Source organism: Pseudomonas sp. B34(2017), from assembly GCF_002112915.1.
GTDB classification, from domain to species: Bacteria; Pseudomonadota; Gammaproteobacteria; order Pseudomonadales; family Pseudomonadaceae; genus Aquipseudomonas; species Aquipseudomonas pharyngis.
The window spans coordinates 12,942-38,343 of sequence record NZ_NEJA01000003.1; the positions used below are offsets into that span (position 1 = coordinate 12,942).

A 25,402-nucleotide genomic window follows, 5' to 3' on the forward strand; every position below is an offset into this window, starting at 1 on the left:
AAACAAAAGACCACAGCCCGTAAAGGCTGCGGTCTTTTTTATTGCCTGACGGTCAGTACAGAACGCCATCCAACACTTCGTAAACAACCCCGCTACCCACCGCGATCAGCACGATGTCACCGCCGGCACGACGCCATTCATAACCCGGGTAATAAGGCAGACGACTCAACGCCCGGTTATCCAGCCGCTCGCCGTAATAGCCGCGGGGCAGCGGCCGGCCACGTACCAGGTGGATGCCTGGAGGTGGCGGCGCACCGCGCACGAAGTAGCCATGATTGTCGCGGATCACCTGACGCACCGGGCCGAAATCCCGAGGCGGCGGGCCGCCGCGATGGTTGCTTTGCCAATCATGGTGATCACCACCGCGATTGTCGTAGTGGCCCTGTTGCGGGCCGCCGTGGTCGTGATCGTCGCGCGGATCGGCGCTGGCCAGCAGCGGTGTCGCGCTGATCATCAGCACGCCCAGACTGGCAATCAGACGTTTCGGCATTTTCATCGGGTCTTTCCTCACTGCACTGACAGCAAAAAGGGATTCAGAACGTGGTTCTGAATCCCTCGGTCTTGCTTGGTTAGTCTGTGCTTGGAGGCTCTAATTCCTCTGTATCAGGAACTTTACCTTCAGCTGACGCGAGCCTTACGCACGCCTTCGGACAGCGCCGAACACAGGCTCAGCACGCCGTCGATGGCCTGGTCCGGCGTGGTCGCGTTGGCGATGTGATCGATCAGCGCCGAGCCCACCACCACACCGTCGGCCAGACGCGCAATGGACGCGGCCTGCTCCGGCGTGCGGATACCAAAACCGATGCTGATCGGCAGATCGGTATGACGACGCAGACGCGCCACCGCCTCCTCGACGTGTTCCAGAGTCGCCGCACCGGCGCCGGTCACACCGGCAACCGACACGTAGTAAACGAAGCCTGAGCTGCCATTCAACACTTTCGGCAGACGCGCATCATCGGTGGTAGGAGTGGTCAGACGGATGAAGTCGATGCCCGCCGCCTGGGCCGGGTCGCACAGCTCCGAGTTATGCTCCGGCGGCATGTCGACCACGATCAGGCCATCAACGCCGGCCTCTTTGGCTTCAGCGATGAAGCGCTCGACGCCGAACTTGTGGATCGGGTTGAAGTAACCCATCAGCACCAGCGGGGTGTCGCTGTTTTCCTTGCGAAACTCGCGGACCATTTGCAGGGTTTTGATCAGGTTCTGTTTGGCACCCAAGGCGCGGATGTTCGCCAGCTGAATCGCCGGGCCGTCGGCCATCGGGTCGGTAAACGGCATGCCCAACTCGATCACGTCGGCACCGGCTTTCGGCAGGCCCTTGAGGATCGCCAGCGAGGTGTCGTAGTCCGGGTCGCCAGCAGTGACGAAGGTCACCAGGGCGGCGCGGTTCTGTTCCTTGAGTTCGGCAAAGCGGGTTTGCAGGCGGCTCATCAGTGTTTCTCCTGCTTCGATTGCTCTTGTTGAGAGTGTTCCATGTGGTGCATGACGGTCTGCATGTCTTTGTCGCCGCGACCGGACAGGTTGACCACCATCAGGTGATCCTTCGGCAGTTTAGGTGCGCGTTTGAAGACTTCGGCCAGGGCATGGGCGCTTTCCAGTGCCGGAATGATCCCTTCCAGACGGCAGCACTGGTGGAACGCAGCCAGGGCTTCGTCGTCGGTCACCGAGGTGTACTGGACGCGGCCGATGTCATGCAACCACGCGTGCTCAGGGCCGATGCCCGGATAGTCGAGGCCGGCGGAAATCGAGTGGGCGTCGATGATCTGGCCATCGTCGTCCTGCAGCAGGAAGGTGCGGTTGCCGTGCAACACACCCGGGACACCGCCGTTGAGGCTGGCCGCGTGCTTGCCGGTCTCGATGCCGTAACCGGCGGCTTCGACGCCGATGATCTCGACGCTCTTGTCGTCGAGGAACGGGTGGAACAGGCCCATGGCGTTGGAACCGCCGCCGATGCACGCCACCAGGCTGTCCGGCAGGCGACCTTCCTGGGTTTGCAACTGATCGCGGGTTTCCTTGCCGATTACGGCCTGGAAGTCACGAACCATGGCTGGATAAGGGTGCGGACCGGCCACGGTGCCGATCAGGTAGAAGGTGCTGTCGACGTTGGTCACCCAGTCACGCAGCGCTTCGTTCATTGCGTCTTTCAGGGTGCCGGTGCCGGCGACCACCGGGATCACCTCGGCGCCCAGCAGCTTCATGCGGAACACGTTGGCCTGCTGGCGCTCAATGTCGGTGGTGCCCATGTAGATCACGCAGTCCAGTCCAAAACGCGCAGCCACGGTGGCGGTAGCCACGCCGTGCATGCCGGCGCCGGTCTCGGCGATGATGCGTTTCTTGCCCATGCGCCGCGCCAGCAGGATCTGGCCGATGCAGTTGTTGATCTTGTGCGCGCCGGTGTGGTTCAGCTCTTCGCGCTTGAGGTAGATTTTGGCGCCGCCGCAGAACTCGGTCAGGCGCTCGGCGAAATACAGCGGGCTCGGACGTCCGACGTAGTCGCGCTGGAAGTAGGCCAATTCCTCTTTGAACGCCGGATCTTCCTTGGCCGCCTCGTATTCGCGGGCCAGGTCGAGGATCAACGGCATCAGGGTTTCCGCGACATAACGGCCGCCGAACGAGCCAAACAGGCCGTTGGCGTCAGGGCCGTTACGCAGATCGGAGGAGTTCGAAGTCTGGGTCATGGTTCGCTCCAGCGGATTTCACGAGAAGACAATGGCGTTCACTCTACCCCTGACCTTCCAGGCTGAAAACCGATAAGATCGCCACAACCTGTCAGGAAAACTCACAGATATCATGAGCCATGATCTTCCCCCGCTGAACGCCCTGCGCGCCTTCGAAGCCACCGCTCGCCTGAACAGCGTCAGCCAGGCTGCGGAACAGCTACACGTCACCCACGGCGCGGTCAGCCGCCAGCTCAAGGTGCTGGAAGAGCATCTCGGTGTCAGCCTTTTCGTCAAGGACGGTCGTGGCCTGAAACTCACAGATGCCGGCATCCGCCTGCGCGATGCCAGCGGCGAAGCGTTTGATCGCCTGCGCAGCGTTTGCGCCGAACTCACCCAAAGCACCGCCGATGCGCCGTTCGTGCTCGGTTGCTCCGGCAGCCTGCTGGCGCGCTGGTTCATTCCGCGATTGGGACGCTTGAATGCGGATCTGCCGGATTTACGTCTGCACCTGTCAGCCGGCGAAGGCGATCTCGACCCGCGCCGTCCGGGACTGGATGCATTGCTGCTGTTCGCCGAACCGCCATGGCCGGCAGACATGCAAGTCTATGAGCTGGCCAGCGAGCGCATCGGCCCGGTCATGAGCCCGCTGTTCAGCGGCTACCAGCGCCTGCAATCGGCACCGCCCATTGCCCTGCTCGACGAACCCTTGCTGCACACGACTTCACGCCCGCAAGCCTGGCCGAGCTGGGCGCAGCAAAGCGGCCTCGACGCCAAGGCGTTGAAGCTGGGGCAAGGTTTCGAGCATTTGTATTACTTGCTGGAAGCGGCCGTCGCCGGGTTGGGCGTGGCAATCGCGCCGGAACCACTGGTAACCGAAGACTTGAAGGCCGGGCGCCTGGTCGCGCCATGGGGTTTCAGTGAAACCCCGGCGCAACTGGCGTTGTGGCTACCCAAGCGCGCCGCGGACGGACGCGCCCGGCAATTGGCGCAGTGGCTCAGGAACGAGCTGCGCCAGACGGATCACTCGCCGCGCTTGAATAGCAAGTAAGCGGCCAGCAGACCCAGCGCACCGACCGCCACACCGGCAGTCGTCCACGGGTGTTCCTGCGCGTAATCGCGGGTGGCGATCCCGGTCTCGCGGGTTTTGACTTTGACTTCTTCGTAGGCATCGCTGAGCAGGCTGCGCGAATGTTTCAGCGCGCTTTCAGCGTTGCTCTTGAGCGCCTTGAGGGTCTTGCGCGACTCGTCAGAAGCGTCGTCCTTCAGGCTTTCCAACGACTTGAGCAGACTCTCGATCTCCGCTTCCATGCTTTGCAACGAGGCTTTGCGTAACGAGGTGTTGGCCATGGTGGCTCTCCTGCATTGGTGATGAGTGGCGTGTGTTGGTTGGGACTTCAGCGTTTCTGGAAAGTGCAGAAAATCTGAACTTCCTCTTGTCCGGATCGCCGAAATCAACACGGCAAATCGCTGCTAGGCTCAATTGCACACTTCAAGGAGAACACCATGAGTGACCATCACACCTACAAGAAAGTCGAGCTGGTCGGTTCGTCCACCAGCAGCATCGAAGACGCCATCAACAATGCGTTGGCCGAGGCCAACAAGAGCATCAAGCATCTGGAATGGTTTGAAGTGACCGAAACCCGCGGCCACATCAAGGATGGCAAGGCTGCCCACTTTCAGGTGACCCTGAAAGTCGGGTTCCGGATAGCCAGCAGCTGAGTTTGGTCTACGCTTCTGAACTTGCGCGCTGGCCGAGTGCCATAGGAATGGCAATGCGCTACGAGGTGAGTGCATCGAGCGAACGGCTCGATGCCCGCCTTAATTAATCCGACCAGGGAGTGCGACCGATGAAGAAGTTGATATTGGCAGTAGGTTTGTTGAGCCTTGCGGGTGGTGCGTTTGCTGCCGGCAAGCCCTGTGAAGAACTGAAGGCTGAAATCGCGGCCAAGCTGGATGCCAAGGGCGTTTCCGGGTATTCGCTGGAGATTGTCGACAAGGGTGCGGCCAGTGGCGGCAAAGTCGTCGGCACCTGCGAAGGCGGCGCCAAAGAGATCGTCTACACCCGCGGCTGATCACGCCGGAAAAACAAAAGCCGACGCTATGCAGACCGTGTGAAAACCCAGTCGCCCGTCGCTAAAAACAAATGCCCCGACTTGTCGGGGCATTTGCTTCTCTGAAATTTGAAAAATTAAGGGCCTTTCAGCCCATCATCGCGATCAGCTTCTGCGCTCCCAGCACCTTGATTGCCCTTTTCAGGTTGTAGGCTTGTACCGCCAATGCCATTTCGGCTTGCGCACCTTTGAGTTGGCGCAGTAAAAAACGACCGTTTCCAAACAGCCATTGCTTGAGGTTGCCGAAGGGGTGTTCGACGATGGATCGTCTGCTGGTCATCATTTCGGGATGGTCCCGCATTCGCTGTTCCATCCGCTCAAAGGCGGCCTCATGAGCATGGCGTGTGAGATAGCGCCGATTCGTTTGGGTGCAGCGGCTTTTTAGCGGACAAACGCTGCAATCGCTGATGCTCGCCTGATAAACACGATTACCTTTGTTCATCTGTTTGAGTGTCAACCGCTTGCCGTCAGGGCATCGATAGGTGTCGCTCTGTTGCTCGTAGTTGAAGTCCGTGCGATCAAAAAACTCAGCGCCGTCACCCTGATTGTTGACCGAACGATTAGGTGGCACGAACGCCGTGATGCCGGCATCGTCACACGCCTGAAACTGCTCGCCATTGGAGTAACCGGCGTCAGCCGTGACGTCCAATTGCGGCTGCTCCAGTTCGGCCTTGGCAGCTTTTGCCATCGGTTCAAGCTGCTGCCGGTCTGCGCCATCCCGAGTGACTTCATGGTGCAGGATCAGACAATGCTCAGCGTCTACAGCGCTCTGGATGTTGTATGCCACATACTTGCCGGAAGGTGTCCGCATTTTTTGTGCATCCGACTCGCCGACAATGTGCTGAACCAGACCTTGAGCCTCCATCAGCCCTTGGCAGGTCTGGTTATCGGCCTTTTTTGCCTGCAACTCCCGAAGCGCGGTTTGCACGGCCGTGCGATCAATCGACTCTCCCTCTTCCCCGCGATCAGCCTCATCCAGTTGCGCCAGATAGCGGGCAATCCGCTGATCAAGCACCGCCTCCTGGTGCCTGAGCTTTTTAGGCGTCATTTGTTTACGGTTCGAAGCCACTGCCTGAAATTTGCTGCCATCAATGGCCACCAGCTCACCGGCAATCAGACCTGCGTTGCGACAAAACCGAACAAAGGCACGGCAGGTCGCGGTGAACGCAGCACTGTTGTCACGCCGAAAATCAGCAATGGTTTTGAAATCGGGGGCCAGTCGGCCCAACAACCACATGACCTCAACATTGCGCTGGCACTCGGCTTCCAGCCGTCGCGAGGAGCGAATGCGCTGGAAATAGCCGTAAAGATAGAGTTTGAGCAAATCGGCGGGGTCGTACGAAGGACGCCCAGTGGCCTTCGGCCTGGCTTTATCGAAACCCAGCTGCTCAAAGTCCAGAAGTGAAACATAGGCCTCGATGACACGAACCAGATGGTCATCAGGAATAAGCTCGTCCAGCGACACCGGAAAAAGTGCGGTCTGGGACCGGTTTTCACCTTGGATATAGCGCATAAGAAAATGCCCGTATCTTGCGATACGGGCATTTTCTTTAAGGGGACGGCAGATTGCTAGGTTTTCACACAGTCTGCTATGCGTCGGCTTTTTTGTGCGCGGCTATCGGGCTCAGCCCTTCATCACCTGCGCCAGCAGTTCGTAGGAATGCAGGCGATCGGCGTGCTCGTACAGGTCGCAGGTGAAGATCAGCTCATCAGCCTGGGTCTGTTCGATCAGCACTTCGAGTTTCGCGCGGATTTTCTGCGGGCTGCCGACCATCGCCAGACCGAGGAAATCACCCACGGCCTCACGCTCGTGGGGCAGCCACAGGCCGTCCATGGTTTTCACCGGTGGGCGCTGCACCAGACTTTGCCCACGCATCAGCGCGAGGATTCGTTGGTACACGGAGGTCGCCAGGTAGTCGGCCTGTTCATCGGTGTCGGCTGCCACCAGCGGCACGCCGAGCATCACATACGGTTTATCGAGCACCGCCGATGGCTTGAAGTGATTGCGGTAGACGCGAATCGCCTCGTGCATGAAACGCGGCGCGAAATGCGAGGCGAAGGCGTAGGGCAAACCGCGCTCACCGGCCAGTTGCGCACTGAACAGACTCGAGCCGAGCAGCCAGATCGGCACGTTGGTGCCGGTGCCCGGCATCGCGATCACCCGCTGATCCGGCGTGCGCGGACCAAGAAAGCGCGCCAGCTCAGCCACGTCTTCGGGGAAATCATCAGCACTGCCGGAACGCTCACGACGCAAGGCACGGGCGGTCATCTGATCGGAACCCGGCGCACGCCCCAGACCGAGGTCGATACGTCCCGGATACAGGCTTTCGAGGGTGCCGAACTGCTCGGCGATCACCAGCGGTGCGTGGTTGGGTAGCATCACGCCGCCAGAGCCGACCCGGATGGTCGACGTGCCGCCGGCCAGATAACCCAGCAACACCGAGGTGGCGGAACTGGCGATGCCGTCCATGTTGTGGTGCTCGGCGACCCAGAACCGCGTGTAGCCAAATTTCTCGACATGCTGCGCCAGGTCCAGCGAGTTGCGCAGCGACTGGGCCGGGCTGCCGTTCTCGCGCACCGGCACCAGATCGAGGGTGGAAAATTTTACGTCGGACAGTTGCTTCATAAACCTGCATCTCCGATTGAGGGCGCAGGTGTGTTCTTGGCGAACGCGAACCTGCCCAATTCATAAGCGTGTTGTGTGCAATGAGGGCATATACCCGAGTTTCAATAGCCGATCCGAAATTTCCTACTAAAAAAGTCAACGATTCACATGGGCTGAACTTTGTTCCGACGTCTATCCTCAGAAGCCTTGCAGGCAAAAACCACGACGGCGCGGCATTTCGCGCCCGATTTGAAGGAGGCACACATGGCTATCGTGAAGAAGGCATCCGCGCATTGGGAAGGTGACCTGAAAACCGGCATCGGCTCGATTTCCACCGAAACCGGCGTCCTGCGTGAAGCGCCCTACGGCTTCAAGGCCCGCTTCGAAGGCGGCAAGGGCACCAATCCGGAAGAACTGATCGGCGCCGCCCATGCGGGCTGTTTCTCCATGGCGTTCTCGATGATTCTCGGTGACGCCGGGCTCAAGGCCGACAGCATCGACACCCAGGCCGAGGTCACGCTGGATCAGGTGGACGGCGGTTTTGCAATCACCGCAGTGAAACTGATCCTCAAGGCAAAAATTCCGGGAGCGACCCAGGCGCAGTTCGAAGAGCTGAGCAACAAGGCCAAGGAAGGTTGCCCGGTGTCGAAGGTGCTGAATGCGAAGATCAGTCTCGACGCATCTCTGGTCAGCTGACTGCCTTGAGCCGGATCAGAACCCGCCAGGCAAAAGTGTGGTCGAATAAATGACAGCAGCTTTCGCGCATCTTCGTGCGCGCTGCTTCGATGGAGCTTCAACCATGAAACGTTTTGCCTTGGCGGTTATCTGTGGCGTGCTGGCAACGTCGGCCTTCGCAGCGCCCAAAGATTGCGAAGAACTCAAGCAAGAGATCGAAATCAAGATTCAGGCGAATGCCGTGCCCTCCTATACCCTGGAGATAGTTTCCAAAGAGGAGGCGGAAAAACACGACATCGCCATGATCGTCGGCACCTGCGACAACGGCACCAAAGCCATCATCTATCAGAAGAACGACCGCTGATACGCCTCAGATGATGCAGTTGACCTCGCGGTCTTCGGCGACGATTTCCCGCTTGTCGTTGTACAGGCGCGCACTCGGGGTAAACGCCAGAGAACGGCCTTCCAGCCTGTAACGCTGCCCTGCTTCGAAATGATCGTAGCGGATGGTCAGGTAGCACAGACGCTCCACGGGGCCGGTCATCAGGCTGCCGCCTCCGCCGAACACTTCAAAGTCGAAGCGCACCCGCAACTCATGGCTGCCGGGCGTTACCTGAAAGAAACGCCCGTCAGTCAGTCGCTTATTGTCGAGACGCTCAGCCATCAGCAACTTACCGCCCGGGGACGGCGTCGAGAACTCGACCCAGGCCATGTTCGGATCGACGGGGGGCAACGGTGTCTGGCAACCGGCGAGCAGGCTGACGGCGAGCAACAGCATCATCGTACGCATGATGGATGTCCGTGAGTTCGGACATCCAGCATAACGCCGATCAGGTTCGCTGACAGCCCGCCGGCGTGCCCTGGCCCACCACGTTGCGTTGTTGATCGTAGAGTTTGGCCCACGGGCGGAAACCGATGCTTCCCGCCTGCAACTGATAACGCTGGCCAGCGTTGAAATCCTTGAATTTCACGTTCAACTGACAATCGCGCCACAGCGGCTCGGCATCCGGGCCGATGTTGGTCGCCTCGACCGGGAATTGATAACGCACCGTCAGCTCATGGCTGCCAGGCTGCACTTCGAAGTAACGATGATCGACGGCAGCCTTGTCGTCGACTTCCAGCGCCTGCAGCGCCGTGTCCTGTTGCCGGGCATCCAGATCGATCCAGGCTTGCGAGGGGTCAGGGTTCGGCATTCCGAATCCGGCACAACCGGCCAGCGTCAGCACGCTTCCTGTCAGTATCAACATGCGCATAGCGAAGCTCCAATGGGCGGGATAGTCTTGGGCAGACTTTCCGGGGGATTTCTTATTTTGATCAGGCCGCTTCCAAGCCATGGGTTACTTGATCGCGTTTTGCGGATTTTGTTTCCGGGTGTGATGATTTTGTTGCTCAACGGTTGCTCAAGCCTGAGCTATTACAGCCAGCTGGCCAGCGGTCAGCTGCAGCTTTTGCGGGCGCGGGAGCCGGTGGCCAAGGTGATCGCCGACCCGGCTCGCGACGCCAAACTGCGCACTCACCTGGCCCAGTCCCAGAAAGCCCGGGCTTTTGCCAGCGAACACCTGCATCTGCCGGACAACCAAAGCTATCGCCTCTATGCCGACATCGGTCGGCCGTTTGTCGTGTGGAATGTGTTCGCCACCCCGGAGTTTTCCCTGAGCCCACAGAACCATTGTTTCCCGATTGCCGGTTGCGTGGCCTATCGCGGCTATTACAGCCAGAGCGCGGCGCGGGGCGAAGCCGCGATTCAGCGCCTGCAAGGCATGGACGTGTCGATCGGCGGCGTCGAGGCTTACTCGACCCTGGGCTGGTTCAATGACCCGATCCTCAATTCGATGATGGGCTGGGGCGACGAGCGTCTGGCAACGCTGATCTTCCATGAACTGGCCCACCAGCGTTTCTATGTGAAGGACGACACCGAATTCAACGAGTCCTTCGCGACCTTCGTCGAGCAGGAAGGTACGCGGCAGTGGCGAGCGTTTCGGGGCTTGCCCCCGGAAAACGACTCGAAGCTCAAGCAACGGGACCAATTCATTCAGTTGATCCTCGATACCCGCTCACGTCTTGAAAAGCTTTATGCACAACCATTGGCGGCAACGCAGATGCGCGAGCGCAAGGCTGCGGAGTTCGAACGGTTTCGACAGGACTACCGAACAATGCGCGATAGCCAGTGGGCCGGCGACAAACGCTATGACGCCTGGGTCAATGCGCCGTTGAACAACGCGCGGCTGTTGCCGTTCGGGCTGTATGACCAGTGGGTGCCGGCGTTTGCGGCGTTGTTCAGGCAGGTCGATGAGGATTGGGTCAGGTTTTACACAGAAGTCGAGAAGTTGGGTGGCTTGCCAGTCGTTGAGCGTAAGTCGGCTCTGAAAGTGCTGGCAGGCTCATAAATCTACTGCGGCTTTTTGGCCCCATCGCGAGCAGGCTCGCTCCCACAGGAAACCGAGTCCCGGTACTGAAACGCGGTCACTGTGAGAGCGGGCTTGCTCGCGAAGGCTATCTGATCAGCGCTGCAAAAATGCCTGATGCAACTGATCCAAAGTCTCGAAGTGATAAGCCGGCGCCTCGGCATTCAACTCTTCAAAACTGCCAAACCCATAACCAACAGCCGCCGCATCCAGACCGTTGCTGCGAGCACCGATCAGGTCGTGCTTGCGGTCACCGATCATCAGCGTGCTGGCCGGGTCCAGCCCTTCCTCGGCCATCAGGTGGGCAATCAGCTCGACCTTGTTGGTACGAGTGCCGTCCAGTTCGCTGCCGTAGATCACCTTGAAGTGCCTGGCAAAATCAAAGTGCCGGGCGATTTCCCGGGCGAACACCCACGGCTTCGACGTCGCGATATACAGCTGCCGGCCTTGGCCGCTCAGAGTTTCCAGCAACGGCGTGACGCCTTCGAACACCCGATTCTCGTAGAGGCCGGTGACCTTGAAGCGCTCGCGATAGAAATTCACCGCCTCCCACGCCTTCGCTTCATCAAAACCATAAAACTGCATGAACGCCTGCAACAGCGGCGGGCCGATGAAGTGTTCCAGCTTGGTCAGGTCCGGCTCATCGATGCCGAGTTTGCTCAAGGCGAACTGGATGGAACGGGTGATGCCCTCGCGCGGATCGGTGAGGGTGCCATCGAGGTCGAACAGTACGGTCTGGTAATGCATGAAAAATCCCGGGCGGTAGAGAGAAAAGTCAGAGCTGGTCGTAGCCTTCAGCCAGATGCAGGTCCTTGAGCTTCACGTAGTTCGCCGCGCTGTAGGTGAAAAAGGCGTTTTCCTTGTCGGTCAGCGGGCGAACCTGTTTCACCGGACTGCCCACGTACAGAAATCCGCTTTCCAGGCGCTTGCCCGGCGGCACCAGGCTGCCGGCGCCGATGATCACGTCGTCCTCGACCACCGCGCCGTCCATGACGATGCTGCCCATGCCGATCAATACGCGGCTGCCGACGGTGCAGCCGTGCAGCATGACCTTGTGGGCGATGGTCACGTCATCGCCGATCAGCAGCGGGAAGCCGTCCGGGTTGAACGGGCCGGCGTGGGTGATGTGCAACACGCAGCCATCCTGCACGCTGGTGCGCGCGCCGATGCGGATGCGGTGCATGTCGCCGCGGATCACGGTCAGCGGCCACACGGAGCTGTCTTCGCCGATTTCGACGTCGCCGATCACCACCGCCGAGCCGTCGACAAAAGCGCCTGGGTTCAAGCGTGGGGTGTGATTCTGGTACTTGCGAAGGGACACGATTAGTTCTCTCTCTGTCGCCGATAGCTGCGGTGGGTGTCGATTGTAATTAAGATGGGCGCATGTTTCTTCCAGCCAAGGTGCCAACCGTGAGCGTGAACAACCCTCTTCTGCAGTCCTACGACCTGCCGCCGTTCTCCGCGATCCGTGCCGAACACGTGCAGCCTGCCATCGAAACCATCCTGGCCGACAACCGCGCCGCCATCGCCGAAATCCTCAAGACCCAGGGCCAGAACCCGACTTGGGCCGGGCTGGTGCTGGCGATGGACGAACTCAATGATCGCCTGGGCGCCGCGTGGAGCCCGGTCAGCCACCTCAATGCCGTGTGCAACAGCGCCGAACTGCGTGAAGCCTACGAGTCGTGCCTGCCGGCATTGAGCGCCTACTCCACCGAGATGGGCCAGAACCGCGAGCTGTTCCAGGCCTATGAGGCCCTGGCCAACAGCCCGGAAGCCGCCGGTTTCGACGTGGCGCAGAAAACCATTCTGGAACACGCCCTGCGCGATTTCCGCCTGTCGGGTATCGACCTGCCGGAAGCCGAACAGAAACGCTACGCCGAAGTGCAGAGCAAGCTATCGGAGCTGGGCAGCCGCTTTTCCAATCAGTTGCTCGACGCCACTCAGGCCTGGACCAAGCACCTGACCGATGAAGCCGCCCTCGCCGGCCTGACCGATTCGGCCAAGGCGCAAATGGCTGCTGCCGCCCAGGCCAAAGGCCTCGACGGCTGGCTGATCACCCTGGAATTCCCGAGCTACTACGCGGTGATGACCTACGCCCAGGACCGTGCGCTGCGCGAAGAAGTCTACGCCGCCTACTGCACCCGTGCGTCGGATCAAGGCCCGAACGCCGGCCAGAACGACAACGGCCCGGTCATGGATGAAATCCTCGACCTGCGTCAGGAACTGGCGAAGCTGCTCGGTTTCTCCAGCTTCTCCGAACTGAGCCTGGCCACCAAAATGGCCGAGTCCAGCGATCAGGTGCTGAGCTTCCTGCGCGATCTGGCCAAACGCAGTAAACCGTTCGCCGCCCAGGATCTGCAACAGCTCAAGGCTTACGCCGCCGAGCAGGGCTGCGCCGATCTGCAAAGCTGGGACAGCGGTTTCTACGGTGAAAAACTCCGTGAACAACGCTACAGCGTGGCTCAGGAAACCCTGCGCGCCTACTTCCCGATCGACAAAGTGCTGGGCGGTCTGTTCGCCATCGTTCAACGTCTTTACGGCATCGAAATCGCCGAACTGAAAGGCTTCGACACCTGGCACCCGGATGTACGCCTGTTCGAGATCAAGGAAAACGGCCAGCACGTCGGCCGCTTCTTCTTCGACCTTTACGCCCGCGCCAACAAACGCGGCGGTGCCTGGATGGACGGCGCCCGCGACCGTCGCCGCACCGTCGACGGCGTGCTGCAAAGCCCGGTGGCCAACCTGGTGTGCAACTTCACCCCGGCCGACAGCGGCAAGCCTGCACTGCTGACCCACGATGAAGTGACGACCCTGTTCCACGAATTCGGCCACGGCCTGCATCACCTGCTGACCCGCGTCGAGCATGCCGGCGTGTCCGGCATCAACGGCGTGGCGTGGGACGCGGTCGAGCTGCCAAGCCAGTTCATGGAGAACTGGTGCTGGGAGCCGGAAGGTCTCGCGCTGATCTCCGGCCACTACGAAACCGGCGAGCCGCTGCCGCAGGATCTGCTGGAAAAAATGCTCGCGGCGAAGAACTTCCAGTCCGGCCTGATGATGGTGCGCCAACTGGAGTTCTCGCTGTTCGACTTCGAACTGCACGCCACCCACGGTGACGGCCGCAGCGTCGCGCAGGTGCTCGAAGGCGTGCGCAACGAAGTCTCGGTGATGCGTCCGCCGGCCTACAACCGCTTCCCGAACAGCTTCGCCCACATCTTCGCCGGCGGTTACGCGGCGGGTTACTACAGCTACAAGTGGGCGGAAGTGCTGTCGGCGGATGCCTTCTCCAAGTTCGAAGAAGACGGCGTACTCAATGCCGACACCGGTCGCGCCTTCCGCGAAGCGATCCTGGCTCGCGGTGGTTCGCAGGCGCCGATGGTGCTGTTCGTCGACTTCCGTGGCCGTGAGCCGTCGATTGACGCACTCTTGCGCCACAGCGGCCTGAGTGAGGACGCGGCAGCATGAGTGAGGCACCCGTGAAGACCAAAAAACGCTTTATCGCCGGGGCGGTCTGCCCGGCGTGCAGCGAGCCGGACAAACTGATGATGTGGAGCGAGGACGATGTCCCGCACCGTGAATGCGTGGCGTGCGGTTACAGCGACACGCTCAATGCCCAGGGGCTGTCGGTGCCGAAAGAGCTGGGCACGCGGGTCAACACCAGCGCGCTCAAGCCTGCCCCGGACAAGACGGTTCAGGCGGTGCAGTTCTTCCCGAATCCGAAGCTGAAGAAAAAGCCTGACGAGCAGCACTGATCCTCAACCACCTTCCACGATTCGTCGGTGGAAGGTGGTATTGGCTTAACACCTGTCCCCCGCACTTGCTTCGTAGGCTGGCCTCTTTGCGCCACGCCTCGAAGGAAGCTGCCATGCCCGACACCAATCCCCTCCTGCAACACTGGACGCTGCCACCCTGGCCAGCGATTCGCGCCGAGCATCTCGTGACGGCAGTCAACCGCATCATTGCCGACAATCGACACATCATCGCCCAAGTGATCGCCAGTCAGTCCGAACATCCCGGCTGGGACGATCTGGTGCTGAGCATCGACGAAGCCGATGCCCGCCTCGGTGAAGTCCGCTCGATTCTCGAAACGTTGTCGATGGTCAGGTCCGACGATCCCACCTGGCTCGTGGAAAGCGCCAAGGCGCATCTGGCGATCAATCAGTATCGCTCTGAAAAATCCCGCAATCGCCGGTTGTACAAGACCTATCAGCGTTTGGCGCAGAGCTCGATCGCCGGCAGTTTCGATGAGACGCGCAACATCGCACTGTCGCGGATTCTGCGCCGGTTCAAGCAGTCGGGCATTGAGCTTCCCACTCAACAGCAACAGGAGCTGGCGCGGTTGAACCGCGAGATCGGTGGGTTGGAATTCGTATTTCTGGACAACCTCGAGCGCTGGGCCGAGGCGTGGAGCAAACGTGTTGACGATGTGGCACTGCTTACGGGCCTGCCGCCGGCGATGAAGGATCGCCTGGCGCGCGCCGCACGCCAGGCCGGGCATGACGGCTGGCTGATCCGCCTGGACCAGAACACCTGCCAGCACATCCTCAAGTACGCCGAAAACCGCGCCTTGCGGGAGGAATGCTATGTGGCCTACCTGACCCGCGCCTCCGATCGGGGCCCACTGGCCGGCCGCTTCGATAACGGCCCGGTGCTGACCAAGCTGCTTGCCTTGCGCCAGCAGAAAGCCCGTTTGCTCGGCCACGAAAACGCCGCGCAACTGAGTCTGGCCAAACACAGCGCCGGGACGACCGCATGGGTCAGTGGCTTTCTCCAGCGTCAGGCGGCGCAGCTGGCACCTGCCCTCGCGCAGGATGCGAAACAACTGGCGGCCTTCGCACGGCAACGCGGGATCGACCGGGTCCAGCCGTGGGATGAAGACTTCCTCGCAGAACAATGGCGCCAGCAGCAGTTTCCCGGCGCACTGGAAAACCTGCGTGATTACTTCCCACTCGAGGGCACCCTGCGCAGGCTCTTTCTGTTCTGTGAACGGATGTTCGGGATCCGCATCGTCGAGCAGTCCGGCGGCGGGCACTGGCATGACGATGTGCGCCTGCTGGAAATCAGCGAGCATGAACAGGTCATCGGCTACATCTACCTCGACCCGTTTCACCGCGACAAGGCGGTGGACTTTCCCGGCACCACCACACTGCGCAATCGCCGGATCAACGCCGAAGGTCGCCCGGCGCTGCCGATTGCGCTGCTCTACAGCAATTTCACACCGGCCACCGACACCCATCCGTGCCGGCTCGAAATCGACGATCTGCGGGTGCTGTTTCATGAATTTGGCCATTGCCTCCAGCACGTGCTGACTCGCTCGCCCCATCACAGCCTGTCCGGCATCCTGCAACTGGGGCATGAAGCGGCGGAGTTTTCCGGGCAATTGTTCGAGCAGTGGTGTCAGTCGCGGGAGTTTTTGCTGTGGCTGGGTGCGCATTTTCAGACCGGCGAACGCTTGAGCGACGCACGGGTCGAAGCGGTACTGTCAGCTGCTCAGGCCCATTCCAGCCGGCAACAGGCCTTGTTGCTGATGGGGGCGATGATCGATTTCGAGCTGCACCTGACCCACGGCGACGGGCGCTCGGTCGAAGAGGTCTGCACCGATGTGCAGCGCAGTTTGGGTCATCTGCAACTGCCGGACGATCATCGCTTCGCCAATGGATTCGATTACATGGTGACCCAGTACGACGCCACGGTTTACGCGTACGTCTGGTCGGGCGTGCTGGCTCAGGAAGCGTTCAAGCGCTTCAGCCGGGACTGGGTGTTCAACGCGCAAACCGGCCGAGAGTTTCGTGCAACGTTCTTTGCGCCGGGTGCGGGGCGTCCGTTGCTGGACGCGGTGGAAGCGTTCGTCGGCCGGCCGGTTGCCGGCCTCGTTGACGGGGAGGCCGGGCTCATTACTTCAAATTGACCGTCTGAAACCAGCTCTTCATCGAACACGTGGCAAACGCGCTGGTGCTGCAATCGCCATTGGCCAGCGCGGTGCGCAACTTGTCGACATCGGCCTGCATCACGTAGCGCACGCTGTCCCGGAAGTGACCACTCTCGCCAAAGCCGCCCTGGGTCATTTCGTTCAGTGCGTCTTCCTTGCTCCAGCCCTGCACGACGATCCGGTACATCGCCGCCATCAGGCCGGTGCGATCGGAGCCGTGCTTGCAGTGCATCAGCACCGGGCCGTCGGCTTCGGCGGACTGAATGGCACGCAGGGTCTTGAGCACATCGCTGTCGTCCACGTGATTGGTGCGATAGGGCAGTTGCACCTGATGGATACCGGGGGCTTTCAGCCAGTGGGAATCCGCTTCCGGCAGGAAGTTGATGACCGTGGCCACCTTCAGGTTGTTCAGCAACGGTACCGCGCCGTCGTCGGGGAGCGCGCTGCGATACAGCGTGGGCGACATCTGGAACAGGTTGTATTGCACCTCTACCGGTTGCGCCCACTCGACGGGACGGGAAGCCGGGGTTTGCGCGGCCTGAGCTGGACTCCAGCTGAACAGGGCCAGCAGCGATAAACAGAATGCGAAGGAAAAACGCGTCAGGAACATGCTTTACGGCGACCGTGTGGGTTTCGTCAGTGAAGACCGCAGCTTGCTAGCCACGTAGTCAAATCCCCGTGAGGCGCTTGTAAAAGAATCGTGAATAGGCCGGTTCCCTTGGTCGAAAAGCGGTCTTTTTTCGGCTGAATCGGTTCATCCGGTTGCTTAGCCTGCTACCATTTGTCACATCATGTTGCAGACGTGTACCCCTTCTACCGGTCATTCCGGCCACGTCGCAGCCAGAAAATTCTTGAGCCGTTCGCAGAAACGGCTGACAACCATCAATGCCTGATGAGGTGCATCCCCATGTCTGATGAAGATCGAGACAACCCGCGGCGTGAGTTTTTGCGCAAATCCCTGACCCTTATTCCGGTCGTCACCCTCGCCGGTAGCGGTCTCGGCAGCACGGTGCTGCAAGCCGCGCCTGAAAGCGCGCCTGCCACAGCCCCGGCAAAATCGGCCGCGTTTGAAGCCAGCACTTATCAGCCAAGCTACTTCACCGCCGAAGAGTGGGCATTCATCAATGCCGCCGTCGCGCAGTTGATCCCCAACGATGCGCAGGGTCCAGGTGCACTCGAAGCTGGCGTGCCGGAATACATCGACCGTCAGATGAACACCCCCTACGCCGCCGGTGCCCTTTGGTACATGCAGGGCCCGTTCAATGCCGACGCCGCGCCGGAGATGGGCTGGCAGAGCAAACTGGTCCCGAAAGAGATCTATCGCCTCGGCATCGCCGCCACGGATCAGTGGGCAAAATCCATCAACGGTAAAACATTTGCCGAGCAAGACAGCGCTACCCGAGACGATCTGCTCAAGCAGCTTGAAGCTGGAAAACCGCAATTCGACGCGGTTCCGGCGAAGATTCTCTTCAGTCTGCTGCTGCAAAACACCAAGGAAGGGTTCTTCTGCGACCCGATCCACGGCGGCAATAAAGGCATGGTCGGCTGGACCATGATCGGCTTCCCCGGCGCCCGCGCCGATTTCATGGATTGGGTGGAACGCAACGAGCAGTACCCCTTCCCGGCAGTTTCGATTCGCGGCGAGAGGGCGTGAGCATGGCAACGGTAATGAAGAAGGTCGACGCAGTGATCGTCGGTTTCGGCTGGACAGGCGCGATCATGGCCAAGGAGCTGACCGAGGCCGGACTGAACGTGCTGGCGCTGGAGCGCGGGCCGATGCAGGACACTTACCCGGACGGCAACTATCCTCAGGTGATCGACGAACTCACCTACAGCGTGCGGAAAAAACTCTTCCAGGACGTTTCCAAGGAAACCGTCACCATCCGCCACAGCATCAACGACATCGCCCTGCCGAATCGCCAGTTGGGCGCGTTCCTGCCCGGCAATGGCGTGGGCGGCGCCGGGCTGCACTGGTCGGGCGTGCACTTTCGGGTCGACCCGATCGAGTTGCGCATGCGCAGCCACTACGAAGAGCGCTACGGCAAAAGCTTCATCCCCAAGGACATGACCATCCAGGACTTCGGCGTCAGCTATGAAGAGCTGGAGCCGTTCTTCGATTTCGCCGAAAAAGTCTTCGGCACCTCCGGCCAGGCCTGGACCGTGAAAGGCCAACTGGTCGGCCAGGGCAAGGGCGGCAACCCGTACGCACCGGATCGCTCGAACCCGTTCCCGCTGGAAGCGCAGAAGAACACGGTTTCCGCACAGCTGTTCGGTAAAGCGGCTACGGAGGTGGGTTACAAACCCTACAACCTGCCTTCGGCAAATACGTCGGGGCCGTACACCAACCCTTACGGCGCGCAGATGGGCCCGTGCAACTTCTGCGGTTTCTGCAGCGGTTACGTCTGCTACATGTATTCCAAGGCCTCGCCGAACGTGAACATTCTGCCGGCGCTGAAGCCGCTGCCGAATTTCGAACTGCGGCCTAACGCCCACGTGCTGCGGGTCAACCTCGACAGCACGAAAACCAAGGCAACCGGCGTCACCTACATCGACGGCCAGGGTCGCGAGATCGAACAACCGGCGGATCTGGTAATCCTCGGCGCGTTCCAGTTGCACAACGTGCGCCTGATGCTGCTCTCCGGCATCGGCAAACCCTACGACCCGGTCAGCGGTGAAGGCGTGGTCGGGCGCAACTTCGCCTACCAGAACATGGCCACCATCAAGGCGTTCTTCGACAAGGACACCCACACCAACAACTTCATCGGTGCCGGCGGCAACGGTGTGGCGGTGGATGACTTCAACGCCGACAACTTCGACCACGGGCCTCACGGTTTCGTCGGTGGCTCGCCGATGTGGGTCAACCAGGCCGGCAGCCGACCGATCGCCGGCACCTCCAACCCGCCGGGCACCCCGGCCTGGGGCAGTGCGTGGAAACGCGCGACCGCCGATTACTACACCCACCAGGTGTCGATGGACGCCCACGGCGCACATCAGTCCTACCGTGGCAACTACCTCGATCTGGATCCGGTGTACCGCGATGCCTACGGCATGCCGCTGCTGCGGATGACGTTCGACTGGCAGGAAAACGACATCAAGATGAACCGCTTCATGGTCGAGAAAATGGGCAAGATCGCCGAGGCCATGGGCCCGAAAGCCATCGCCGTGATCGGCAAGAAAGTCGGCGACCACTTCAACACTGCGTCGTACCAGACCACCCACCTCAACGGTGGCGCGATCATGGGCACCGATCCGAAGACCAGCGCGCTGAACCGTTACCTGCAGAGCTGGGACGTGCACAACGTATTCGTTCCGGGTGCCTCGGCGTTTCCGCAAGGGCTGGGCTACAACCCCACCGGCCTGGTTGCCGCGCTGACCTACTGGTCGGCGAAAGCGATCCGCGAGCAATACCTGAAAAACCCCGGCCCGCTGGTTCAGGCTTAAGGAGCGATGACCATGAAGACTCTCGTTATCGCGACCCTCGCGCTGCTCGGCAGCACTGCCGTTCATGGCGCCGAAGTTGATCAATCCTTGATCAAACAAGGCGAATACCTCGCCCGTGCCGGCGACTGCGTGGCCTGCCACACGGCAAAGGATGGCAAGCCGTTCGCCGGTGGCCTGCCGATGGAAACTCCGATTGGCACGATCTACTCGACCAACATCACCCCGGATAAAACCGGCGTCGGTGACTACAGTTTCGAGGATTTCGACCAGGCCGTGCGGCATGGCGTGGCCAAAAACGGCAGTACCTTGTACCCGGCGATGCCGTACCCGTCCTACGCCCGTGTCAGCGAACCCGACATGCAGGCGCTTTACGCCTACTTCATGCACGGCGTGGAACCGGTGGCGCAAGAGAACAAGGCCAGCGATATCCCGTGGCCATTGAGCATGCGCTGGCCGCTGATGGGCTGGCGCTGGCTGTTCGCGCCGAAGGTCGAGGATTACAAAGCCGCGTCGGACGACGCCGTCGTCAGCCGTGGGGCGTATCTGGTGGAAGGCCTCGGACATTGCGGCGCGTGCCATACGCCACGGGCCCTGACCATGCAGGAAAAATCCCTGAGCGCGGCCGAAGGCAGCAGTTTTCTGTCAGGCAGTGCGCCGCTGGAAGGCTGGATCGCCAAAAGTTTGCGCGGCGACCACAAGGACGGTCTCGGCAGTTGGAGCGAAGAGCAACTGGTGCAGTTTCTCAAGACCGGTCGCAGCGACCGCAGCGCGGTGTTCGGCGGCATGAGCGACGTGGTCACCCACAGCATGCAGTACATGACCGACGCCGACCTGACCGCGATTGCCCGTTACCTGAAATCGCTGCCGGCCAATGATCCTGCCGACCAGCCGCACCAGTACGACGAAAAAGCCGCCAAGGCCTTGTGGAATGGTGACGACAGTCAGCGTGGCGCGTCGGTGTACATCGATAACTGCGCCGCCTGCCACCGCACCGACGGCCATGGCTACACCCGGGTGTTCCCAGCGTTGGCAGGTAATCCGGTGTTGCAATCGGACGACCCGACTTCGCTGATCCACATCGTGCTCAAGGGCGGCACGCTGCCTGCGACGCACACGGCGCCGTCGACGTTCACCATGCCTGGCTTCGCCTGGCGTCTGTCGGATCAGGAAGTGGCGGATGTCGTGAGTTTTATTCGTGGAAGTTGGGGTAACAAGGCATCCCCTGTCACCGCGAAAGAGATTGCCAAGTTACGCACCGACGATATGACTACAACATCAGCCGGTGATCTTGGCCAAGTAACAAGCCACAAATAAGCGCAATAACCCCTGCATGATTAATCATGCGGGGGTTATTTATTTAATGGCTGTTACGGATTGGTAATACTGGCATAGGCTTTGGCCAGGGCAACCAGTTTGGCTCGATCCTGCTCACCGATTTCACCGTCACGATCCACATCGTGCTCCAGACGGCCGATGCTGAAGGTATGGCCGCCATCCCGGGAGGTCGCGGTGACAAAAATCGGATCAACCAGCATTTCGGTCTGTACGCCGGCCTCGGCATCCCAGCCCAGTTCCTTACGCGCCAGTTGCATGGAAACCAGTGTATTGGGTTCCGATGGGCCGGGCTGCATCAGTTGCAGAAAAATACCGCGCGAATTAAAAAACGACATCATCAAATCCTTTTGTCTTTTATATAGCCAAGTGGTGTGAAGCGGAGTGGATACTACGAACTTGAACAGTGAACGAACAGCCAACTTATGTTTCTTCAATTTGCACAACTACAACTTTAGCTCTAAACAAACTTACAACTAACTGCGCGATTTATTGATGGACGGCTGAACGGTAGTGGATCCTCCGCCACCTTGCGGATACTGTATGCATGTACAGACCAAGGACACCCGTGATGACCAGCCCCTTGCCCCCGCGCGGTCGCGGCACCGCGACCAACCCGCACAACCGCTTCGCACCGAGTCGTTCGGTGGCCGAAGATGATGGCTGGTATCAGGAAGTGCCTTTGACCCAAGGCACCGAAGTCAGCTTTGAGACGGCAAAGACCATCATCACCCGCAACACCTCGCCGGACCTGCCCTTCGACCGTTCGATCAATCCCTATCGCGGCTGCGAGCATGGCTGCATTTATTGCTATGCACGGCCCAGCCACGCCTATTGGGACATGTCGCCGGGGCTGGATTTCGAAACCAAACTGATCGCCAAAACCAACGCCGCCCAGGTGCTGGAAGAACAGCTGGGGAAAAAAGGCTATCAATGTGCGCCGATCAACCTCGGCTCCAACACCGATCCCTATCAGCCGATCGAACGCGAACACCGGATCACCCGCCAGACCCTCGAAGTGCTGCTGCGCTACCGGCATCCGGTGACCATCGTTACCAAGGGCTCGCTGATCCTGCGCGACCTCGACCTGCTCACCGAACTGGCACAACAGCGGCTGGTGGCGGTGATGATCAGCCTGACCACCCTGGACGACGAACTCAAACGCATTCTCGAACCCCGCGCCGCTGCGCCCAAGGCCCGGTTGCGGGCGATCCGGGTGATGCGCGAGGCGGGGATTCCTGTGGGCGTGCTGTGTTCGCCGATGATTCCGATGATCAACGACAGCGAAATCGAAAGCCTGCTGACCGAGGCCCACGCGGCCGGCGCCCAGAGCGCGGCCTATATGATGCTGCGCCTACCGCTGGAGGTGGCGCCGCTGTTCGAGGAATGGCTCGAGGCGCACTACCCGCAGCGTGCGGCGCATGTACTGAGCCTGATCCGCCAGAGCCGTGGCGGCGAGCTGTACGACAGTCGTTTCGGGGCCCGGATGCGCGGCGAGGGGCCGTTTGCCGACCTGCTCGCCCAGCGCTTCGCCAAAGCGATCAAGCGCTTGGGACTCAATCACCGCGAAGGCTTCAACCTCGATTGCACGGCCTTCTGTCCGCCGGGTCGCCAGATGGCGCTGATTTAGCGACAATTGGCCCTTGATTGAGAGGAAGGAATGCTTGGCCGGTTTACGCCGGTCACGTTTTTTGTGACCTGGAACACACGTTCTAGAGCGCTTGATTCAGTTTGAGTTAAGTTTCGGCAGTTACCTTGTTCATCGAGTGACTGACGGGTCGGGATGACCCGGATGTTCTAAACAGCCACTGGCTTCACACCGGAATACACGGGAACGACTCCCCGAATCCGCCAATGAGGATGAATCATGAGTGACAAGGATAAACAGCCGTTGGCTGCGTCGGCGCAAGCCGCCCCTGTGGCGGAATCCGCCGATGCAGCGTTGAAGCGTATCGTTGACGGCTTTTTGCATTTTCATCATGAGGTCTTTCCGCAGCAGGAAGAACTCTTCAAGAAACTCGCCACGGCCCAGTCGCCACGGGCCATGTTCATCACCTGCGCCGACTCGCGCATCGTTCCTGAACTGATCACCCAGAGTTCGCCCGGCGATCTGTTCGTGACCCGTAACGTCGGCAACGTCGTACCACCCTACGGCCAGATGAACGGCGGCGTTTCCACCGCCATCGAATATGCGGTTCTGGCACTTGGCGTGCAGCACATCATCATTTGCGGCCACTCCGACTGCGGCGCCATGCGTGCGGTACTCAATCCGGACAGCCTGGAAAAGATGCCGACGGTCAAAGCCTGGCTGCGCCACGCCGAAGTCGCGAAAACCATGGTGCATGACAACTGCAACTGCGCCGACGAAAAAGAAAGCATGCCGATCCTCACCGAGGAAAACGTCATCGCCCAACTGCAGCACTTGCGTACCCATCCTTCGGTAGCCTCACGCATGGCGAACGGTCATCTGTTCATCCATGGCTGGGTCTACAACATCGAAACCAGCGAAATCAAAGCTTACGACGCGGATCAGGGATGCTTCCTGCCGCTCGACGGCAGCCATCCGATTCCGGTGGCGACGCCCAAAGCGCGCTTCTAAATCCTCCTAAAAATCCGTGTGGTTTGACGCCGGCCGCTGTTTCAGCGGCCAGGCCTTGCCACGCCTGAAGAAAACTTCGGGAGTATCGCCATGCGTGCGGCTCAATTGAAAGCTGTGTTGCCACGGGAGCTGCTCGCTTCGGTGGTTGTGTTTCTGGTCGCGTTGCCGCTGTGCATGGGCATTGCCATTGCGTCAGGGCTGCCGCCGGCCAAAGGCCTGATCACCGGGATCATCGGCGGTCTGGTGGTGGGCTGGCTGGCGGGGTCGCCGTTGCAGGTCAGCGGGCCGGCGGCGGGTCTGGCGGTGCTGGTGTTCGAGCTGGTGCGCCAGCACGGCATCGAAATGCTCGGGCCGATCCTGCTGCTCGCCGGTTTCCTGCAACTGGTAGCGGGACGCCTGAAGCTCGGTTGCTGGTTCCGGGTCACCGCGCCAGCGGTGGTGTACGGCATGCTTGCCGGTATCGGTGTGCTGATCGTGCTGTCACAGGTGCATGTGATGCTTGACGCTTCACCGAAACCCTCCGGTCTCGACAACCTCACGGCTTTCCCCGGCGCGGTGGCGCAGGCCTTGCCGTCCTTTGGCTGGCAGGCCGGGCTGCTCGGGCTGGCGACCATCGCGGTGATGTGGCTGTGGGAGAAATTCCGCCCGCATTCGCTGCGCTTCATTCCCGGCGCGCTGCTCGGGGTCGGGCTGGCGACAGGCGCCAGCCTGCTGCTGGCGTTGCAGGTCAAACGGGTTGAAGTGCCGGCGAATCTGGCCGAAGCCATCGACTGGCTGACACCGGCGGATCTGCTCAGCCTGGCCGACCCGACGCTGCTGATCGCCGCGTTCGCCGTCGCCTTCATCGCCAGCGCCGAAACCCTGCTGTCCGCCGCCGCGGTGGATCGCATGCACAGCGGCCCGCGTTCGGATTTCGACCGTGAGCTGTCGGCGCAAGGCGTCGGCAACATGCTCTGTGGTCTGGTCGGCGCGCTGCCGATGACCGGGGTGATCGTACGCAGTTCGGCCAACGTCCAGGCCGGTGCCACCACACGCTACTCGACGATTTTCCATGGCCTGTGGCTGCTGGCGTTCGTGCTGTTGCTGTCGAGCGTATTGCAGAGCATTCCGGTGGCGAGTCTGGCGGGCGTTCTGGTCTACACCGGTTTCAAACTGGTGGATCTCAAGGCGTTCCGTGGTCTGGGGCGTTATGGCCGGATGCCGATGTTCACCTACGCCGCCACGGCGCTGGCGATCATCTTCACCGACCTGTTGACGGGCGTATTGATCGGTTTCGGCCTGACGTTGTTGAAACTGGCGTTCAAGGCCTCGCGCCTGAAAATCAGCCTGATCGATCTGCCGCAGGAAGGGGAAATGGAGTTGCGTCTGGTGGGCGCCGCGACGTTCCTCAAGGTGCCGGCGCTGACTCAGGTACTGGGCAGCATTCCGCCGGGCACGACGGTGCACGTGCCGCTCAATAACCTGAGCTACATCGACCATTCGTGTCTGGAACTGCTCGAAGAGTGGGGCCGGGCGAATGCGGCCAAGGGGGCGAAACTGTTGATCGAGTCTCGCGGGTTGAAGCGACGGCTCGAGGGGCGGATCCGCACCACCACCGGGATCGGTGCGGCGGGCTGAAAACATTTGGGGGAACAGAGCAATCTGTTCC

General features: G+C 60.6%; 27 protein-coding genes. 15 read left to right on the plus strand and 12 right to left on the minus strand.

Annotated elements, in window-relative coordinates:
- Positions 1 to 52: 52 nt before the first annotated feature.
- The 3 genes from CAF80_RS09645 to trpB form a co-directional block, all read right to left on the minus strand.
- A complete protein-coding gene (locus CAF80_RS09645) occupies positions 53 to 496 on the minus strand; it encodes an anti-virulence regulator CigR family protein (RefSeq protein ID WP_085667265.1) in 444 nt (147 codons plus the stop codon).
- A gap of 122 nt (positions 497 to 618) precedes the next feature.
- On the minus strand, positions 619 to 1,431 hold the full coding sequence (gene trpA / locus CAF80_RS09650; protein ID WP_085667266.1) for a tryptophan synthase subunit alpha: 813 nt from the start codon (positions 1,429 to 1,431) through the stop codon (positions 619 to 621).
- Positions 1,431 to 2,678 (minus strand): tryptophan synthase subunit beta, encoded by a 1,248-nt coding sequence (gene trpB / locus CAF80_RS09655; RefSeq protein ID WP_085667267.1) that lies wholly within the window; start codon positions 2,676 to 2,678, stop codon positions 1,431 to 1,433. The genes trpA and trpB overlap by 1 nt, the downstream gene beginning before the upstream one ends.
- A gap of 112 nt (positions 2,679 to 2,790) precedes the next feature.
- On the opposite strand from trpB, the gene CAF80_RS09660 reads away from it, so the two are divergent.
- Positions 2,791 to 3,708: a LysR family transcriptional regulator gene (locus tag CAF80_RS09660; RefSeq protein WP_085667268.1), complete on the plus strand. Its 918-nt coding sequence runs from the start codon at positions 2,791 to 2,793 to the stop codon at positions 3,706 to 3,708.
- Here the strand turns inward: CAF80_RS09660 and CAF80_RS09665 are convergent.
- Positions 3,681 to 4,007 carry a YqjD family protein gene (locus tag CAF80_RS09665; protein WP_011331820.1) on the minus strand — a complete coding sequence of 109 codons (327 nt, stop codon included), beginning with the start codon at positions 4,005 to 4,007 and terminating at the stop codon, positions 3,681 to 3,683. The genes CAF80_RS09660 and CAF80_RS09665 overlap by 28 nt on opposite strands.
- A 156-nt stretch (positions 4,008 to 4,163) precedes the next feature.
- On the opposite strand from CAF80_RS09665, the gene CAF80_RS09670 reads away from it, so the two are divergent.
- Together CAF80_RS09670 and CAF80_RS09675 are read left to right on the plus strand one after the other, a co-directional pair.
- Positions 4,164 to 4,379 carry a dodecin gene (locus CAF80_RS09670; RefSeq protein WP_007953919.1) on the plus strand — a complete coding sequence of 72 codons (216 nt, stop codon included), beginning with the start codon at positions 4,164 to 4,166 and terminating at the stop codon, positions 4,377 to 4,379.
- 128 nt (positions 4,380 to 4,507) lie between these two features.
- Complete coding sequence (locus CAF80_RS09675) at positions 4,508 to 4,732, plus strand: DUF1161 domain-containing protein (protein WP_039764805.1); 225 nt, start codon at positions 4,508 to 4,510, stop codon at positions 4,730 to 4,732.
- Positions 4,733 to 4,859: 127 nt separating this feature from the next.
- Here CAF80_RS09675 and CAF80_RS09680 read toward each other — a convergent pair whose 3' ends face one another.
- Together CAF80_RS09680 and CAF80_RS09685 are read right to left on the minus strand one after the other, a co-directional pair.
- Entirely contained in the window at positions 4,860 to 6,284 is a 1,425-nt protein-coding gene (locus CAF80_RS09680; protein WP_085667269.1) for an IS1182 family transposase, read from the minus strand.
- Between the two features lie 111 nt (positions 6,285 to 6,395).
- Complete coding sequence (locus CAF80_RS09685) at positions 6,396 to 7,397, minus strand: LLM class flavin-dependent oxidoreductase (RefSeq protein WP_039764807.1); 1,002 nt, start codon at positions 7,395 to 7,397, stop codon at positions 6,396 to 6,398.
- 243 nt (positions 7,398 to 7,640) lie between these two features.
- Between CAF80_RS09685 and CAF80_RS09690 the strand changes: the two genes are divergently transcribed.
- Positions 7,641 to 8,072 (plus strand): OsmC family protein, encoded by a 432-nt coding sequence (locus CAF80_RS09690; RefSeq protein ID WP_011331817.1) that lies wholly within the window; start codon positions 7,641 to 7,643, stop codon positions 8,070 to 8,072.
- Between the two features lie 103 nt (positions 8,073 to 8,175).
- Positions 8,176 to 8,415, plus strand: coding sequence for a DUF1161 domain-containing protein (locus CAF80_RS09695; RefSeq protein WP_007953935.1), 240 nt, complete (start codon positions 8,176 to 8,178; stop codon positions 8,413 to 8,415).
- Between the two features lie 6 nt (positions 8,416 to 8,421).
- Here CAF80_RS09695 and CAF80_RS09700 read toward each other — a convergent pair whose 3' ends face one another.
- Positions 8,422 to 8,841 (minus strand): hypothetical protein, encoded by a 420-nt coding sequence (locus tag CAF80_RS09700; RefSeq protein WP_074689740.1) that lies wholly within the window; start codon positions 8,839 to 8,841, stop codon positions 8,422 to 8,424.
- Between the two features lie 40 nt (positions 8,842 to 8,881).
- The gene (locus CAF80_RS09705) at positions 8,882 to 9,304 is read right to left on the minus strand and encodes a hypothetical protein (RefSeq protein ID WP_085667270.1); all 423 of its coding nucleotides are present in this window, start codon (positions 9,302 to 9,304) and stop codon (positions 8,882 to 8,884) included.
- 57 nt (positions 9,305 to 9,361) lie between these two features.
- Between CAF80_RS09705 and CAF80_RS09710 the strand changes: the two genes are divergently transcribed.
- On the plus strand, positions 9,362 to 10,438 hold the full coding sequence (locus CAF80_RS09710) for an aminopeptidase (protein WP_085667271.1): 1,077 nt from the start codon (positions 9,362 to 9,364) through the stop codon (positions 10,436 to 10,438).
- A gap of 114 nt (positions 10,439 to 10,552) precedes the next feature.
- Here the strand turns inward: CAF80_RS09710 and CAF80_RS09715 are convergent, their stop codons facing one another.
- Positions 10,553 to 11,203 (minus strand): HAD family hydrolase, encoded by a 651-nt coding sequence (locus CAF80_RS09715; RefSeq protein ID WP_085667272.1) that lies wholly within the window; start codon positions 11,201 to 11,203, stop codon positions 10,553 to 10,555.
- 28 nt (positions 11,204 to 11,231) lie between these two features.
- A complete protein-coding gene (locus CAF80_RS09720) occupies positions 11,232 to 11,777 on the minus strand; it encodes a gamma carbonic anhydrase family protein (protein ID WP_039764816.1) in 546 nt (181 codons plus the stop codon).
- A gap of 62 nt (positions 11,778 to 11,839) precedes the next feature.
- On the opposite strand from CAF80_RS09720, the gene prlC reads away from it, so the two are divergent.
- The 3 genes from prlC to CAF80_RS09735 all read left to right on the plus strand — a co-directional run bounded on the left by prlC (position 11,840) and on the right by CAF80_RS09735 (position 16,361).
- Complete coding sequence (gene prlC / locus CAF80_RS09725; protein WP_166742333.1) at positions 11,840 to 13,918, plus strand: oligopeptidase A; 2,079 nt, start codon at positions 11,840 to 11,842, stop codon at positions 13,916 to 13,918.
- Positions 13,915 to 14,205: a YheV family putative zinc ribbon protein gene (locus CAF80_RS09730; RefSeq protein WP_007953955.1), complete on the plus strand. Its 291-nt coding sequence runs from the start codon at positions 13,915 to 13,917 to the stop codon at positions 14,203 to 14,205. Before prlC ends, CAF80_RS09730 begins: the two co-directional genes overlap by 4 nt.
- A 113-nt stretch (positions 14,206 to 14,318) precedes the next feature.
- Entirely contained in the window at positions 14,319 to 16,361 is a 2,043-nt protein-coding gene (locus CAF80_RS09735; RefSeq protein ID WP_085667273.1) for a M3 family metallopeptidase, read from the plus strand.
- Here CAF80_RS09735 and CAF80_RS09740 read toward each other — a convergent pair.
- Entirely contained in the window at positions 16,348 to 16,992 is a 645-nt protein-coding gene (locus CAF80_RS09740; RefSeq protein ID WP_085667274.1) for a dual specificity protein phosphatase family protein, read from the minus strand. The two genes, CAF80_RS09735 and CAF80_RS09740, sit on opposite strands and share 14 nt — an antisense overlap.
- A gap of 297 nt (positions 16,993 to 17,289) precedes the next feature.
- On the opposite strand from CAF80_RS09740, the gene CAF80_RS09745 reads away from it, so the two are divergent.
- From CAF80_RS09745 to CAF80_RS09755, 3 genes are read left to right on the plus strand one after another with little or no spacing between them, the layout of a single operon-like run.
- On the plus strand, positions 17,290 to 18,036 hold the full coding sequence (locus tag CAF80_RS09745; RefSeq protein ID WP_085667275.1) for a gluconate 2-dehydrogenase subunit 3 family protein: 747 nt from the start codon (positions 17,290 to 17,292) through the stop codon (positions 18,034 to 18,036).
- A 2-nt stretch (positions 18,037 to 18,038) separates the two neighbouring features.
- The gene (locus CAF80_RS09750) at positions 18,039 to 19,823 is read left to right on the plus strand and encodes a GMC family oxidoreductase (protein ID WP_074689747.1); all 1,785 of its coding nucleotides are present in this window, start codon (positions 18,039 to 18,041) and stop codon (positions 19,821 to 19,823) included.
- Positions 19,824 to 19,835: 12 nt separating this feature from the next.
- Positions 19,836 to 21,137 (plus strand): cytochrome c, encoded by a 1,302-nt coding sequence (locus CAF80_RS09755; RefSeq protein ID WP_085667276.1) that lies wholly within the window; start codon positions 19,836 to 19,838, stop codon positions 21,135 to 21,137.
- A 53-nt stretch (positions 21,138 to 21,190) separates the two neighbouring features.
- Here CAF80_RS09755 and CAF80_RS09760 read toward each other — a convergent pair whose 3' ends face one another.
- Complete coding sequence (locus tag CAF80_RS09760) at positions 21,191 to 21,493, minus strand: hypothetical protein (RefSeq protein WP_007953977.1); 303 nt, start codon at positions 21,491 to 21,493, stop codon at positions 21,191 to 21,193.
- A 233-nt stretch (positions 21,494 to 21,726) separates the two neighbouring features.
- On the opposite strand from CAF80_RS09760, the gene CAF80_RS09765 reads away from it, so the two are divergent.
- The 3 genes from CAF80_RS09765 (at position 21,727) to CAF80_RS09775 (ending at position 25,371) form a co-directional block, all read left to right on the plus strand.
- A complete protein-coding gene (locus CAF80_RS09765; protein ID WP_074689748.1) occupies positions 21,727 to 22,785 on the plus strand; it encodes a PA0069 family radical SAM protein in 1,059 nt (352 codons plus the stop codon).
- A gap of 237 nt (positions 22,786 to 23,022) precedes the next feature.
- The gene (locus CAF80_RS09770) at positions 23,023 to 23,754 is read left to right on the plus strand and encodes a carbonic anhydrase (RefSeq protein WP_064592510.1); all 732 of its coding nucleotides are present in this window, start codon (positions 23,023 to 23,025) and stop codon (positions 23,752 to 23,754) included.
- Between the two features lie 90 nt (positions 23,755 to 23,844).
- Positions 23,845 to 25,371, plus strand: coding sequence for a SulP family inorganic anion transporter (locus CAF80_RS09775; RefSeq protein ID WP_074689749.1), 1,527 nt, complete (start codon positions 23,845 to 23,847; stop codon positions 25,369 to 25,371).
- Positions 25,372 to 25,402: the final 31 nt, after the last annotated feature.